Origin of the sequence: Mycobacterium aquaticum (genome assembly GCF_002086485.1) — a bacterium.
Taxonomy (GTDB): Bacteria; Actinomycetota; Actinomycetes; order Mycobacteriales; family Mycobacteriaceae; genus Mycobacterium; species Mycobacterium aquaticum.
In genome coordinates, this window is record NZ_MVHF01000013.1 from 35944 (window position 1) to 50364 (window position 14421).

Sequence of the window (14421 nt, forward strand, 5' to 3'; positions counted from 1 at the left end):
GTGGCGCGGAGCCTCAGTTCTCGGGGTCCCGCGCCACTTCTGCGTACGCGGCCGCCAGCAGTGACGGATCGGGTCCTTCCAGCCGCCCGGGTTTGCCCAGCCCGTCGAGGACGACGAACCGCAACACACCCGAGCGGTTCTTCTTGTCGCCCGCCATGTATTCCAGCAGCTCCGGCAGCGCGTCGCCGTCATAGCTGACCGGCAGCCCGAGCGCCGTCAGCACCGCGCGGTGCCGGTCGGCGGTCTTGTCGTCGAGCCGGCCCGCCAGCCGGCCGAGTTCGGCTGCGAACACCAGACCGACCGACACCGCCGCGCCGTGGCGCCACTTGTACCGCTCGCGCCGTTCGATGGCGTGTGCAAGCGTGTGGCCGTAGTTCAGGATCTCGCGCAGCTGCGATTCCTTCTCATCTGCCGCGACCACCTCGGCCTTGACGGCGATGGCCCGCCGGATCAATTCCGGCAGCACCGTGCCGGTCGGGTCCAAGGCGGCCTGCGGATCGGCCTCGATCAAGTCGAGGATCACGGGATCGGCGATGAACCCGGCCTTCACGATCTCGGCCATGCCGGCCACGATCTCGTTGCGGGGCAACGTTTCCAGGGTCGCCAGATCGACGAGGACGGCCGCAGGCTGATGGAACGAACCCACCAGGTTCTTGCCGGCATCGGTGTTGATACCGGTCTTGCCGCCGACCGCCGCGTCGACCATGCCGAGCAGGGTGGTGGGCACGTGCACGATGTCCACGCCCCGCAACCAGGTGGCCGCAGCGAAGCCCGCGACGTCGGTGGCCGCTCCCCCGCCGAGACTGACGATGGCGTCCTTGCGGCCTATTCCGATGCGGCCCAACACTTCCCAGATGAACCCGACGACCGGCAGCTCCTTGCCGCCCTCGGCGTCCGGGATTTCGATGCGGTGCGCGTCGATTCCCTTGTCCGCGAGGTGACTTCGAATGGCCTCAGCGGTCTCGGTGAGCGTCGGCTGGTGCAGGATGGCGACCTTGTGCCTGCCCTCCAGGGTGCGCGCCAGGTCACCGAGCAGCCCGGTGCCGATGATCACCGGGTAGGGCGGGTCGGTCAGAACGTCGACGGTCACAGGCTCAGTCATGGTGTCGCTCCGCGTTGCGCGCGGCCAGGGCCGCGGGTGTGGGTATGGCAGTCGAGTCGGTGTGAACGGCAGTGGCGCCGGCCGAGTCCTTGTCGGCGCCCGAGGTGGCCGGGCCCCGCCGCCAGCGTGGACGGCGCCGGCGCCGCGGCTTCACGGGCACCGGCTTGGGTGGCTGAGTGTTCTCCAGGCGCGCGACGACGGTGCGGACCACGGCGCCCGGGTTGCGCCGATTGGTGTTGATCCGCATGGTCGACACACGCCGGTAGATGGGTACGCGCTGCGACATCAGCGCGCGGTACTTCTCGCCCCGGTCACCCCCGGCCAGCAGGGGCCGGTTGCTGTTGCCGCTGGTACGGCGTATTCCTTCGGAGGCGCTGATCTCCAGGTAGATGACGGTGTGACCGTCCAGTGCGTCACGCACCCCTTCGCTGGTGATCGCGCCACCACCCAGCGACAGCACGCCGTCATGGGTGGCGAGGGCCTCGCGGATCACTTCTTCCTCGATCCGCCGGAACTCCTGCTCGCCGTCGTTGGCGAAGATGTCGGCGATGGCGCGGCCGGTGGTCTCCTCGATCACCGCATCGGTGTCGAGCATGGTGACGCCGAGCGCCTTGGCCAATCGGCGCCCGATGGTCGATTTCCCTGAACCCGGTAGGCCGATCAGTACCGCTCGGGGCGCCATCAGCCCAGGGCCTGCGCCGCCGGTTCGCGCTCAGCGTCGTCCGGACTTGCTCCTCGCGTGCTCACTGCACGCAGGTAGGCGTCAATGTTGGCTCGGGTCTCCGCCAGCGAATCCCCGCCGAACTTCTCCAGTGCGGCACGGGCCAGCACCAGCGCCACCATGGTCTCCACGACCACACCGGCAGCCGGCACCGCGCATACATCGGAGCGCTGGTGGATTGCGACGGCCTCCTCACCGGTGGCCATGTCGACGGTGGCCAGCGCCCGCGGAACCGTCGAGATGGGTTTCATCGCGGCGCGCACCCGCAGCGCCTGGCCGTTGGTCATGCCGCCCTCCAGGCCGCCCGCGCGGTTGGTCGACCGCAGCACACCGTCCGGGCCGGGGTACATCTCGTCATGTGCCACGCTGCCACGGCGGCGCGCGGTTTCGAAACCGTCGCCGATCTCGACGCCCTTGATCGCCTGGATGCCCATCACCGCGCCGGCAAGCTGGCTGTCGAGGCGGTTCTCCCCGCTGGTGAACGAGCCGAGGCCGATGGGCAGCCCGGTGACCACCACCTCGACGATCCCTCCTAGGGTGTCGCCGTCCTTCTTGGCAGCTTCGATCTCGGCGATCATGGCGGCCTCGGCGTCCTTGTCGAACGCACGCACCGGGCTGTCGTCGATGGCTTCGAGGTCCTGGGGCTGCGGCGGCGGGCCCGCATACGGCGCCGATGCGCCGATGGAGATCACGTGCGAGATGACCTCGACGCCGAGCGCTTCCCGCAGGAATGCGCGGGCGATGGTGCCTGCGGCCACCCGGGCGGCGGTTTCGCGGGCGCTGGCGCGTTCGAGCACCGGGCGGGCATCGTCGAAGCCGTACTTGAGCATGCCTGCGTAGTCGGCGTGGCCCCGCCGCGGCCGGGTCAGCGGCGCGTTGCGCGCGACGTCGAGTTGGGCATCGTCGACCGGGTCGGGGGCCATCACGGTCTCCCACTTGGGCCACTCGGTGTTACCGATCTCGATGGCGATCGGGCCACCCAGGGTCAACCCGTGCCGGACCCCGGCCAGCATGGTGACCTGGTCCTGCTCGAACTTCATCCGGGCCCCGCGGCCGTAGCCGAGACGACGGCGCTTGAGCTGCGCCCCGATGTCCTCCGAGGTGACCGGAACACCGGCCACCATGCCCTCGACCATGGCCACCAGGGCGCGGCCATGCGATTCACCAGCTGTGGTCCAACGCAACACGCTTGTCATTCTCCCACGTCGGGTTTTGCCCGCGGAATCCCTGGTCGAGCGTCGAGGATTGTCGTATCGCGGGCGCTGCCGATCGTCTTGATTGTAGAAACCGCAAATACCATGGAGAAGGGTTCATGAAATACGTACTGATGTTCGTCGAAACCGAGCAGTTCACCCGCGATATGGCGGCGATGAGCGACGCCGAGCGCCAACGCGCCTACGAGCGGGTCAACGAGTGGTTCGCCGCCAACGCCGAAAAGTTGCGCGGGGGCAGCAAGCTCAAGGCCGCCGAGACCGCGACGACGGTGCGTCTCGACCGCGGCGAACCGGTCGTCATCGACGGCCCTTTCGTCGAGGGCAAAGAGGTGGTCAGCGGTTACGTCGAGATCGAGGTCGCCGACCTGGACGAGGCGCTGCACGCCGCCAAGACCTGGCCGGGCTGTCCGGTGGTGGAGGTCCGCCCCATCGCTTTCGAGCCGATGTGACCGATGCGGTCAATGACCAGTTGGCCCACGTGGTGCGCGAGCACGCAGGCCGGCTGGCCGCGTCGCTGATCCACGTCACGGGCGATTTCGCCACCGCCGAAGACCTCGTCCAGGACGCCGTGCTGGCTGCGCTGCGGCACTGGCCGGTCGAGGGCATCCCGTCGCGTCCGGACGCCTGGTTGTTCACCGTCGCCCGGCGCCGTGCCCTCGACCTGCTGCGGCGCGAACAGAACTACCTGACAAAACTGGCGCAACTGCAGTGGCCGGTGCAGCCCGAGCCCGACGAGCGGCTGCAGCTGATCTTCACGTGCTGTCACCCGGCGCTGCCGCGGCAGGCGCAGATCGCTTTGACGCTGCGGGTGGTGTGCGGGCTGACCACGGCGCAGATCGCCCGGGCTTTTCTGGCGCACGAGACGACGATGGCGCAGCGGATCACCCGCGCCAAGCAGAAGATCACGCAGGCCGCGATCCCCTACCGGGTTCCCGCCGCCGATGAGCTGGGCCCACGGCTCTCCGAGGTCCTCGCCGTGATCTACCTGTTGTTCAACGAGGGCTACCTGTCCACGGCCGAACGGGCACAAGCCCATGACCTGGTCGACGACGCCGAATGGCTGGCGTCGCTGCTGGACCAGTTGATGCCGACCGAGCCGGAGGTCGCCGGCCTGCTCGCGCTGATCCGCCTGCATCGCGCGCGGGCCGCCGCTCGCTTCGATGCGGACGGCAACCTTGTCCAGCTGCAACACCAGGACCGGTCGCGTTGGGACTCCGAGGCCATCGAACAGGCTGTCCGGGTGCTGACCCGCGCGGCCGCGCAGCGACGCCCCGGCCCGTACCAATTGCAGGCCGCCATCGTCGCCTGCCACGCCGAGGCCCAGCGTTGGGAGGACACCGACTGGGAGCAGATCGTCCTGCTGTACGACATGCTGCTGCACCTCGAACCGTCGCCTGTCACGCGACTGCACCGCACCATCGCGCTGCGGTTTCGCTCGGGACCTGAGCCGGCGATGGCCGAATTGGACCTGCTGGCAAGCGATCTCGGCCATTATCACCTGTATCACGCCACACGGGCCGACCTGCTGCGCGATCTCGGCGACCCCGAGGCCGCCTGCGCCGCGGACCGCCGCGCCCTCGAACTCACTGACAATCCCGCCGAACAGGCGGTCCTGCAAGCACGCATCGCCTGTGCTCAGCGAAAGGAATCTGCACGATGACCGACATCACCCGACTACGCGGCGAGCTGATCGCCCGCATCCTCGGCAGCACCGGCACCGCACCAAAAGTTCTGCGGCAGAATGCCTTCGAAAACACTGATCTCGACGAGCCGATACGTAGCCTGGTCGAGAAAGTCGCCCACCACGCGGATGCGGTGACCGACGACGACATCGCCGCTGCCCGCTCGACGGGCCTGGACGAGGACCAGATCTTCGAAATCGTGGTCTGTGCTGCGGTGGGCCAGGCCGACCGTCAGTACGCCAGTGCGCTTGACGCGCTGGCCCGGGTGACCGGAGGCGATCGGCGATGAGGCTCGACATCTTGGACAACGGTCACCCACTGGGCACCAGGGCGCTGCTGAAGATGATTCGCATGGTGTCGCGCCAACCGGTGGTCGACGCCGTCAAGCTCGCGCTGTACCGCAAGGACTTCTACGGCGCTGGCGATCTCACCCATGAGGCCATGCGCGGGCCGTCTGAATGGTCGGTGGGCGACCGGGAATTGATGGCGGCCTACATCGCTCATGCCGACGCGTCGCCGTTCTGCGTCGCCGCGCACACCGCTACGTCGGGCCAGTGGTACGGCGATCCGGACAAGGTCACGGCCGCCCTCGCCGATCTCGACACCGCACCGATCGATGAGCCGCTGCGGGCGACACTTCGCCTGCTGGGCAAGCTGTCTCAAGCGGATTCCGTCGACGATGACGACATCCGCGACGTGCTGTCCGCCGGCGTCTCTCCCGCACAGATCGAGGACGCCCTCGCAGTTGCCTTCGCGTTCAACATCACTGCACGGTTGGCCAATGCATTCGATTTCGACCTCGCGACGCCCGCCGCAATGGAGGCCGGCGCCAAGTACCTGCTCAAACGCGGTTATCGCTGACCCGCCAGACCGCCCAATGTGAAGTTGTTGGCGAGATTTCGACGAATCTTCGCAAACAACTTCACATTCGGCGGGACTACAACACCACCAACCCGATCGCCGCCGCAGTGGCCACACACATCGACGGACCGTGCGGCACAGTCGGTATGCCGCGGATCGCCGCGCCGGCAGCCAGCACCGCGGTGAGCAGCGGTGCACCCAGCGCCGCCAACACCCACACGTCGGGCCCGAAGATTCCGGTCAAGGCACCGACGCCGACGGCGAGTTTGACGTCACCGCCGCCGAGGGCGGCCGGCGCGGCCAGATGTACGAGCAGGTAGGCCACCACCAACGCGACAGCACCCGCGATGGCTGCGGCGCCGTGTCCGAAAAGGACTGCAGCAGAAAGGATCACGGCACTGCCGGGCAGCGTCAGCCAGTTCGGCAACCGCTGTTGCCTAATGTCGTAGACACACAGCGCCAGCAGCCACGCCAACACCACGCCGACAGCCAGCACCCCCATTTACCGAGCGTAACCAGCCCTGCAGCCCTAACGATGCGCCAACTTCGCGCGAGGTGCCGAAACCAGGCGTGACACAGTCGAAGCCACGCGCATGCCGGCCACCGGCAGCTCCGGCCATCTCGGCGGAGCGCTGGTCTGCACCTGCGGGCGCGCCATGACGACGTGATCAGGGCGGACCTCGCGCATCAGGTGGGCGTTCGACGTAACCGGCCCACCGACACCGCTCACCGTTTTCGACCTGAGGGTCGCGTGTAGGCGCCTGCGACAACCCTGGCGTCAAAACCGTTGACGCATTTCGTCCTAACCACAAGTTATGCCGAGGATTGCGGTTACCCAGTGGCTGCAATCCGAGACGTAATCACCGCCACACCCACTGCCTACCGCGAGCGTGAACCCTCTGCGAGTTTGAGCGCTGGATTTCGCAGCCAGTTCACACTCGTGGATCAGCGATACTGTCACTGGTCAGGTGGGCTGGACTGAATTCGTCTTGAGTTCCGGCCCTAGCGTCAGCCGAAGAGGGCGGCTCGCATGACGGCCTTGGGTGCGGTCAGCCCGGTGAACAGCTCCACCTGGGTGACGGCCTGGTTCAGCAGCATGTGCAGTCCGCTGATCACCTCGCCACCTGCGGCCTGTACCGCCGCGGCCAGCGGGGTCGGCCACGGGTCGTATATGGCGTCGAGCAGCCGCGGAACCCCGGCGAGCACCGGGGCGTATGGCGCGGCGGCGTCGGCCGGGATGGTGCTGACCGCGACGGCGCAGCCGGCGACCACGTCGGCCAGGTCGGCGCCGTCGAGATCACACCAGCTGCTCTCGACGCCGCGTCGCGCCGCCAGGTCGACCAGCGGTGCGGCCTTGTCGGCATTGCGGGCCACCACCGTGATCCGTTTGGCCCCGAGCTCGGCCAGCCCGAGCACCGCGGCCGGGGCGGTGCCGCCGGAGCCGACGACGATCGCCGCGCCGGCGACCGTGCCGAGCGCACCCGTCACACCGTCGATGTCGGTGTTGTCGGCCCGCCAGCCGCCGGGAACTCGCACCAGTGTGTTCGCCGAACCGACGAGCTGGGCGCGTTCGGTGTGTTCGTCGGCGAATCGCAGGGCGGCGAACTTCCCGGGCATGGTGACCGACAGGCCGACCCATTCGGGTCCGAGCCCGGACACCAGTGCCGGGAGTTGCTCGGCCGTGCACTCGATGCGGTCGTAGGTCCAGGCGGGCAAACCCAGCGCCCGGTAGGCGGCCAGGTGCAGCTGCGGAGAGCGCGAGTGGGCGATCGGTGAACCGAGGACCGCAGCTTTGCGCGCTGTGACGCGTACGGCGGCGGGCCGCTTATCGGGCACGGCGGCGGGCCGCCTATCGGGCACTGTCAAGGACACCGTTGTGCCGTGCGAGTTCGATGTTGGCCAGGTGCTGGTTGTAGTCCCGGGTGAACAGGGTGGTGCCTTGCATGTCGATGGTCACGAAGTACAGCCAGTCGCCCGGCGCGGGATGCTCGGCGGCGTCGAGAGCCTCGGCGCCCGGTGAGCAGATCGGGGTTTGCGGAAGCCCTTCGCGGACATAGGAGTTCCACGGCGTGGGCTTGGCCCGGTCCGCGTCGGTGGTCGCCACCTCTTGGCGGTCGAGCGAATAGTTGACCGTGGAGTCGAATTCCAGTTTGCGGTGCTCGGCGAGCCGGTTGTAGATCACGCGGGCGACCTTGGAGAAATCCTGCGGCTTGGCTTCCCGCTGCACCAGCGATCCGACGGTGAGGATCTGGTAGGGCGACATGTTCATGGCCGCGGCGGTGTCCAGCAGCCCACCTTGGGTGTAGACGGTGGCGCTGGAGGTGATCAGTGTCGACAGGATCGACTGCGCGGGCGCCGCCGGGTCGATGTTCCAGGTGCCCGGCGCGATGAGACCTTCGATCCGGCGATGGTCGGCGCCCATCGCCCCCACGGGCCCGGCCGCCCACTGCGGAATCGCCAGCGCGGCCACGGGTGCCGACCCGGCGGCGGTGCGCAGGTCGTCGACGGACACGCAGCGCTGGACGCCGTCGAGGTTCACGCACGACGCCTTCGAGATCAGGCTGAAGATGCCATCTGTGACGGCGTTGGTCTTGACGTCGGCGATGTCGTCGAGCTGACGTCCTTCGGGGATGGTGAGCTTGCCCACCCGGTTGCTCGGATCGATCAGCCGCGCAACGGCGTTGGCCGCGGGAATCTCGGTCCGCACCTTGTAGTAGCCCGGTTGGATCTCCGACATGGCGGAGTTGTGCTGGGCGGCGTCGACGAACGCCTTGACCGTCGCGACCACCTTGTGGTCGTGCAGCGTCTTTGCGATCGCGGTGGTGGAGTCGCCGTCGTGGACCTGGATGACCAGGTCGGACACGCCATCACCGGCGTAGTCGTTGCTGTTGCTCCCTGAGAAGCTGTGCCACAGCTTCGAGCCGAGGAACACCGCGGCGATCGCCACGACGATGAGCAGCGCCAGCGACGCGGCTCGGGCGATGCGGCGACGACGGTTGTTGCGGGCCTGACGCAGCCGCTCGGCGCGGCTCATCCCCCTGCGCGGTGGCCCCACCGCGACGGGCTGCGCCCGATCAGCACCCCACTTGTCAGACATCCATGCCCTCTCCGCGGCCGTCGTCACGCGCGGCCAGGACCGCCCGCCGCTGATCCAGCCAGCTCTGCAGAATGCCCACTGCAGCCACCTGGTCGATCACCGCTTTCTGTCCCTTCGCGCGGACCCCCGCATCGCGCAGCGATCGTTGTGCGGAGACGGTGGTGAGGCGTTCGTCGGCCAACCGCACCGGCGTCGGCGTGATGCGACGTGCCAGCTGGTCGGCGAGCTCGATGGCGTCGAGCGCCGACGTACCCGCCCGATCAGCGAGGGTGCGTGGCAGTCCGACGATCACCTCGACGGCCTCGTACTCGCTGACAATGCCTACCAGCCGGCGCAAATGCTTCCCGCCGGCCTTGTCACGCCGGTCCCGCAACACCGTCTCCACCGGCGTCGCCAGAATACCGTCCGGGTCGCTGCTGGCCACGCCGATGCGAACCGTGCCCACGTCGATGCCGATACGTCGGCCGCGGCCGGGGTCGTCGTCCCCCGGGCGGTCCGGCAGCCTTTCCCCGCTGCTCGGCACCGGGCTAGCTCCGGCCGATCTCGGTACGCAATGCGGCCAACGCCGCGTCGATACCCGCCGCCCCCTTACCAGAACCCTGTGCCAGATCGGCCTTGCCACCGCCGCGACCGTTCACCGGCGCGGCAAATTGTTTCACCAGGTCGTTGGCCCGCAGCCCGAGATCCTGCGCTGCCGGGTTGACCGCCACCACGAACGGGACCGAGTCACCCTCGCCCTCGGCGATCAGCGCGACGACGCCCGGGTCACTGCCGAGCTTGCCCTTGATGTCGCCGACCAGGCTGCGCAGGTCGCCTCCAGACATGCCTGCGGCCATTCGCTGCGCCACCACCCGGACCTTGCCGATCAGCTCCGCGCCTGCCGCGGCGTTGGCGGCAGCGGCCCTGGCGTTGGCCAGGCGGACCTTGTCGAGTTCTTTCTCGGCGGCCTTGAGCCTCTCGACGAGCGTGGCCACGCGGGCGGGGACTTCTTCGGACGGCACCTTCAGCGACGACGCCAGCCCGGCCATCAGGGCACGTTCTTTGGCCAGGTGCCGGAACGATTCCAGGCCGACGTAGGCCTCGACCCGGCGCACGCCGGAGCCGACCGACGACTCGCCGAGAATCGTCACAGGGCCGATCTGTGCCGAGTTGTGTACGTGGGTGCCACCGCACAGTTCGAGCGAGAACGGCCCACCGATTTCGACCACCCGCACCTCGTCGGGATAGTTCTCGCCGAACAGTGCCATGGCACCCATGGCCTTGGCCTTGTCGAGTTCGGTGTTGAAGGTGTGCACCTCGAAGTCGGCTTCGACCGCTTCATTGGTGACTTCTTCGATCTGTGAGCGCTGGTCTTCGGAGAGCGCGCCCTGCCAGTTGAAGTCGAACCGCAGATAGCCCGGCCGGTTCAACGAGCCGGCCTGGACGGCGTTGGGGCCCAGCACCTGTCGCAGCGCCGCGTGCACCATGTGGGTGCCGGAGTGCCCCTGGGTGGCGCCGTGCCGCCACTTGGGATCGACCGCCGCGGCGACGGTGTCGCCCTCGACGAATTCGCCGGATTCGACGTTGACCCGATGCGCCCAGAGCGTCTTGGCGATCTTCTGGACATCGGTGACCGCGGCCCGGGCCGTCTCGGAGCTTCCGGTTCCGGAGATGACGCCCTCGTCGGCGATCTGCCCACCGGATTCGGCGTAGAACGGCGTGCGGTCGAGGATCAGCTCGACTCGATCGGCCTCGAGACCCTCGTGTCCGACCACGGGAACCCGCTTGCCGTCCACGAAGATGCCGAGAATCCTTGCCTCGGAAGTCAATTCATCGAAGCCGGTGAACTCGGTGGGCCCGGCGTCAACCAGCTCGCGGTAGGCGGTGAGGTCGGTGTGGGCTTGCTTGCGGGCCGCCGCGTCGGCTTTGGCACGCGCCCGCTGCTCGGCCATCAGACTGCGGAACCCTGCCTCGTCGACCGTCAGACCCGCCTCCGCGGCCATCTCCAGGGTGAGGTCGATGGGGAAACCGTAGGTGTCGTGCAGGGTGAACGCGTCGGCGCCGGACAGCGTGGACTTTCCGGCGGCGCGCGTCGACTTCGCGGCGTCGTCGAACAGTCGCGAGCCCGAGACCAGGGTGCGGTTGAACGCGGTCTCCTCGGCGACGGCGATGCGGTTGATGCGCTCGAAGTCGGTGACCAGTTCGGGGTAGGACGGCCCCATCTCGTCGCGCACGGTGGCCATCAGCCGGCCCATGATGGGTTCCTCGACACCGAGCAGCTTGGCGGCGCGGATGATGCGGCGCAGCAGCCGACGCAGCACGTAGCCACGGCCTTCGTTGCCGGGGCTGACCCCGTCGCCGATGATGATGGCCGCGGTGCGGCTGTGATCGGCGATGATGCGGTAGCGCACATCGTCCTCGTGGTTGCCGACGCCGTAGCCGCGGGGAGCGATCGAGGCGACCAGGTCGATCACCGGGCGCACCAGATCGGTCTCGTAGACGTTGTCCACGCCCTGAAGCAGGCACGCGATGCGCTCGACGCCCATGCCCGTGTCGATGTTCTTGCGCGGCAGCGGGCCGAGGATCTCGAAGTCGTTCTTCGAGGTGCCCTCGCCACGCTCGTTCTGCATGAACACGAGGTTCCAGATCTCGATGTAGCGGTCCTCGTTGGCCTCGGGCCCGCCCTCGATGCCGTATTCGGGGCCGCGGTCGTAGTAGATCTCCGAACACGGACCGCACGGCCCGGGGATGCCCATCGACCAGTAGTTGTCGGCCATGCCGCGGCGCTGGATGCGCTCGAGCGGCAGCCCGGCCACCTCCTGCCACAGACCGATGGCCTCGTCGTCATCGAGATAGACGGTGGCCCAGAGCCTTTCCGGGTCGAATCCGTAGCCGCCCTCGGAGACCGGGTTGGTCAGCAGGGTCCAGGCCAGCTCGATGGCGCCCTTCTTGAAGTAGTCGCCGAACGAGAAGTTGCCGGCCATCTGGAAGAAGGTGTTGTGCCGGGTGGTGATGCCGACCTCGTCGATGTCGGGCGTCCGGATGCACTTCTGCACGCTGGTCGCGCGGTCCCAGGGCGGCGTGCGGGCACCGAGGAAGTAAGGCACGAACTGCACCATGCCCGCGTTGACGAACAGCAGGTTGGGGTCGTCGAGGATGACCGACGCGCTCGGCACCTCGGTATGGCCCGCTTTCACGAAATGATCGAGGAAGCGCTTCCTGATCTCGTGTGTCTGCACGTCGCCTCTGCCCTCGTCTTAGTAGATGGTCGCTGTGGGTACCGGTCGGCGTTCACCGCGAATAATTCGACCGCCTTACATTACCGGTCAGCGCGGTCGCCCTGAACAGCGCTGGTCAGGCGGCGAGAAAACTCAGGCGTACCGACCGCTGCGGGTTGTCCCGGTTGAGATCGACCAGCACGACGCTTTGCCAGGTGCCCAGAAGCGGCCGTCCGGCCTGGACGGGCACAGTGACCGATGGAGATACCAGCGCGGGCAGCACATGGTCGGCGCCGTGGCCGAAGGATCCGTGTGCGTGCCGGTAGCGGTCGTCGCGCGGCAGGAGCCGCTCCAGCGTGTCGACCAGGTCGTCGTCGGAGCCGGCACCGGTCTCGATGATCGCGACCCCGGCGGTGGCGTGCGGCACGAAGACGTTGCACAGCCCGTCTCCGCGCCCGTCGCAGAAGCTCGCTACCGCGTCGGTGAGGTCGACGATGCGGCGCCGGGTGGTGTCGACGTCGATCACATCGGTGTCCATTCGTCCCAGCCTACGAGTCGCCCTGCGGGCCATTGCAAGTCGTGATCGCGCGGAGGAAGGTGGTGATGGAACCGGTGGCGCCACCGGGGCGCTGCCCCGACAAGAGGGGGTGGATCGTGTTCGCACGCTCTACCACGATCACGGCGCACAGCGAGGCCATCGACGCGGGCATCGCGCACGTTCGCGACGAGGTCATGCCCGCCGTCGATGCGATCGACGGGTGTGTCGGCCTGTCGCTGATGGTGGACCGGGAATCCGGCCGCTGCATCGCCACAACGGCGTGGCGTTCCCGCGACGCAATGCAGGCCAGCGCACCGATCCTGGCACCGATCCGGCATCGCGCGGTCGAGGCTTTCGCGGGCAGCGCGACGATCGACGAATGGGAGATCGCGGTGGTGCACCGCGAGCAGTACGCCGCGCCGGGTGCCTGTGTGCGGGCCACCTGGTTGCAGGTGCGTCCGGAACTCTTCGACCGGGCCATCGACTATTACCGATCCGCGGTGCTCCCGGCCCTCGACGAGCTGGCCGGGTTCTGCAGCGCCAGCCTGATGCTCGACCGCATCACCGGGCGGGCGGTGTCGTCGGCGACATTCCGCGACCAAGAGGCGATGGATGAAAACCGCGACCAGGCGCGATCGCTGCGCACGACCCGGCTGCGGGATCTCGGAGCGGATCAGCTCGACGTCGGCGAGTTCGAGTTGGTATTGGCCCATCTGCGGGTTCCAGAACTGGCCTGACGCGTCAGCTGAATTGACGCAGCCGTTTGCGTGGTGATCAGCCGGGGTATCTCCCCTCCAGTCTGCAAGCCTTGGAGGAGAAATGACCATTACCGGCATCGTCAGCGCAATCCTGATCGGCATCGTCGTGGGCATCATCGGCCGACTGCTGGTGCCCGGCCGGCAGCCCATCGGATTCTTGGTGACCGTCCTGGTCGGCATCGTCTCGGCGTTCATCGGCACCGCCATCGCGCGGGCGCTCGGGATTCCGACCGAGACCAACGGTGTCGACTGGCTCGAACTGCTCGTTCAGGTGATCGTCGCGGCTCTCGGCGTGGCCCTCGTGGCGTCGTTGATGGGCCGCCGACGTGGCTTGTTCGGTGGCCGACGGTCAGGGTTGATGCGCTAGCCCGCCGGCTACGGCCTCACCAACAGCGCGTCCAGCCGTTCGTAGCCCTCGATCATGCCCGATTCCATGCCCGAGGACAGCAACGCGTCCCGGGCTTGGGTATTCGGGCAGATCGACCGGCCGCGCAACCTGCTGCGACCGGCGCCAAGGTCGTCGAACCACATGAATTCGATGTTCACCATGTCCGGTGCGCCCTCGAATTCGAAGGTCTGGATGATCAATTCGCCCGAGCGCACGGTGTGAAACACGCCGTTGAACCGGTACTGCTCGCCGTCCCGGGAGTGCACGTAGCGGTAACCGCCTCCGGTCCGGAAGTCCCAGTGTTCGATCGCCATCGCGATGTCGTGCGGGCCCAGCCACTGGGTGACCAGATCCGGCTCGGCGTGGGCACGGAACAGCGCCGCGACGGGCGCCTCGAATTCCCTGGTGAACTCCATCGCAAGGGTGTCGACAGGGACGGTGAGATCGAGTGTCTTGGTCATTTCTTGTCCTCCTGTTCGATACCGGCCAGCAGGGCGTCCAGCCGGCGGTAGCTGCGTTCGGCATTCAGTCGGTAGCCGTCGATCCACGCGGTCAGCCGTTCCAGGGCGGCCGCGTCGAGGTGTACGGGCCTGCGCTGCGCGTCTCGGGTCCTGGTCACCAGGCCTGCCTGTTCGAGAACCTGAATGTGTTTGGACACAGCCTGTTTCGTGATGTCGAACGGCTCGGCCAATTCGTTGACGGTCGCCGGGCCGCGGGACAACCGCGCCACGATCGCCCGCCGCACCGGGTCGGCCAATGCCAGAAAGGCACGATCCAATCTGGCGTCACCGTCGTCGTCACTCGCCAATAATCAATCTTTCTGTTGATCAATCATTTGGTTGATTACCAAGGTAGAAGGTCTC

General features: G+C 67.7%; 16 protein-coding genes and 1 pseudogene. 6 read left to right on the plus strand and 11 right to left on the minus strand.

Going from position 1 to position 14421, the window contains the following annotated elements; translation table 11 throughout:
• Nucleotides 1–13: 13 nt before the first annotated feature.
• From aroB to aroC, 3 genes and pseudogenes are all read right to left on the minus strand, one after another.
• Nucleotides 14–1102, minus strand: coding sequence for a 3-dehydroquinate synthase (gene aroB, locus BST13_RS14955; protein WP_083164814.1), 1089 nt, complete (start codon nt 1100–1102; stop codon nt 14–16).
• A 169-nt stretch (nt 1103–1271) separates the two neighbouring features.
• A pseudogene (locus tag BST13_RS14960) lies at nt 1272–1784 on the minus strand (shikimate kinase); the annotation flags it as partial.
• Nucleotides 1784–3010: a chorismate synthase gene (gene aroC / locus BST13_RS14965; RefSeq protein WP_083164899.1), complete on the minus strand. Its 1227-nt coding sequence runs from the start codon at nt 3008–3010 to the stop codon at nt 1784–1786. The gene aroC and the pseudogene BST13_RS14960, both read right to left, overlap by 1 nt.
• Nucleotides 3011–3135: 125 nt before the next feature.
• Here aroC and BST13_RS14970 point away from each other — a divergent pair, with 125 nt between their 5' ends.
• From BST13_RS14970 to BST13_RS14985, 4 genes are read left to right on the plus strand one after another with little or no spacing between them, the layout of a single operon-like run.
• Complete coding sequence (locus BST13_RS14970) at nt 3136–3486, plus strand: YciI family protein (RefSeq protein WP_083164816.1); 351 nt, start codon at nt 3136–3138, stop codon at nt 3484–3486.
• Complete coding sequence (locus BST13_RS14975; RefSeq protein WP_083164817.1) at nt 3483–4697, plus strand: RNA polymerase sigma factor; 1215 nt, start codon at nt 3483–3485, stop codon at nt 4695–4697. Before BST13_RS14970 ends, BST13_RS14975 begins: the two co-directional genes overlap by 4 nt.
• On the plus strand, nt 4694–5008 hold the full coding sequence (locus tag BST13_RS14980) for a carboxymuconolactone decarboxylase family protein (protein WP_083164818.1): 315 nt from the start codon (nt 4694–4696) through the stop codon (nt 5006–5008). The genes BST13_RS14975 and BST13_RS14980 overlap by 4 nt, the downstream gene beginning before the upstream one ends.
• Entirely contained in the window at nt 5005–5580 is a 576-nt protein-coding gene (locus BST13_RS14985; RefSeq protein ID WP_083164819.1) for a carboxymuconolactone decarboxylase family protein, read from the plus strand. The genes BST13_RS14980 and BST13_RS14985 overlap by 4 nt, the downstream gene beginning before the upstream one ends.
• A 76-nt stretch (nt 5581–5656) precedes the next feature.
• Here BST13_RS14985 and BST13_RS14990 read toward each other — a convergent pair whose 3' ends face one another.
• The 6 genes from BST13_RS14990 to BST13_RS15015 all read right to left on the minus strand — a co-directional run bounded on the left by BST13_RS14990 (nt 5657) and on the right by BST13_RS15015 (nt 12400).
• Nucleotides 5657–6073, minus strand: a complete 417-nt coding sequence (locus BST13_RS14990) for a prepilin peptidase (RefSeq protein ID WP_425437020.1) — start codon at nt 6071–6073, stop codon at nt 5657–5659.
• A 515-nt stretch (nt 6074–6588) separates the two neighbouring features.
• A complete protein-coding gene (locus tag BST13_RS14995) occupies nt 6589–7416 on the minus strand; it encodes a shikimate dehydrogenase (RefSeq protein ID WP_083164821.1) in 828 nt (275 codons plus the stop codon).
• 13 nt (nt 7417–7429) lie between these two features.
• On the minus strand, nt 7430–8677 hold the full coding sequence (locus tag BST13_RS15000; RefSeq protein ID WP_083164822.1) for an endolytic transglycosylase MltG: 1248 nt from the start codon (nt 8675–8677) through the stop codon (nt 7430–7432).
• Complete coding sequence (gene ruvX, locus BST13_RS15005) at nt 8670–9200, minus strand: Holliday junction resolvase RuvX (RefSeq protein ID WP_083164823.1); 531 nt, start codon at nt 9198–9200, stop codon at nt 8670–8672. Before ruvX ends, BST13_RS15000 begins: the two co-directional genes overlap by 8 nt.
• 4 nt (nt 9201–9204) lie before the next feature.
• Entirely contained in the window at nt 9205–11895 is a 2691-nt protein-coding gene (alaS, locus tag BST13_RS15010; protein WP_083164824.1) for an alanine--tRNA ligase, read from the minus strand.
• 115 nt (nt 11896–12010) lie between these two features.
• Entirely contained in the window at nt 12011–12400 is a 390-nt protein-coding gene (locus BST13_RS15015) for a secondary thiamine-phosphate synthase enzyme YjbQ (protein ID WP_211296096.1), read from the minus strand.
• Between the two features lie 128 nt (nt 12401–12528).
• Between BST13_RS15015 and BST13_RS15020 the strand changes: the two genes are divergently transcribed.
• Nucleotides 12529–13149, plus strand: a complete 621-nt coding sequence (locus BST13_RS15020; protein ID WP_083164900.1) for an antibiotic biosynthesis monooxygenase — start codon at nt 12529–12531, stop codon at nt 13147–13149.
• An 82-nt stretch (nt 13150–13231) separates the two neighbouring features.
• The gene (locus BST13_RS15025) at nt 13232–13537 is read left to right on the plus strand and encodes a GlsB/YeaQ/YmgE family stress response membrane protein (protein WP_083164826.1); all 306 of its coding nucleotides are present in this window, start codon (nt 13232–13234) and stop codon (nt 13535–13537) included.
• Between the two features lie 8 nt (nt 13538–13545).
• Here the strand turns inward: BST13_RS15025 and BST13_RS15030 are convergent, their stop codons facing one another.
• Nucleotides 13546–14019: an SRPBCC family protein gene (locus BST13_RS15030; RefSeq protein ID WP_083164827.1), complete on the minus strand. Its 474-nt coding sequence runs from the start codon at nt 14017–14019 to the stop codon at nt 13546–13548.
• Nucleotides 14016–14366: an ArsR/SmtB family transcription factor gene (locus BST13_RS15035; RefSeq protein ID WP_083164828.1), complete on the minus strand. Its 351-nt coding sequence runs from the start codon at nt 14364–14366 to the stop codon at nt 14016–14018. Before BST13_RS15035 ends, BST13_RS15030 begins: the two co-directional genes overlap by 4 nt.
• Nucleotides 14367–14421 lie beyond the last annotated feature (55 nt).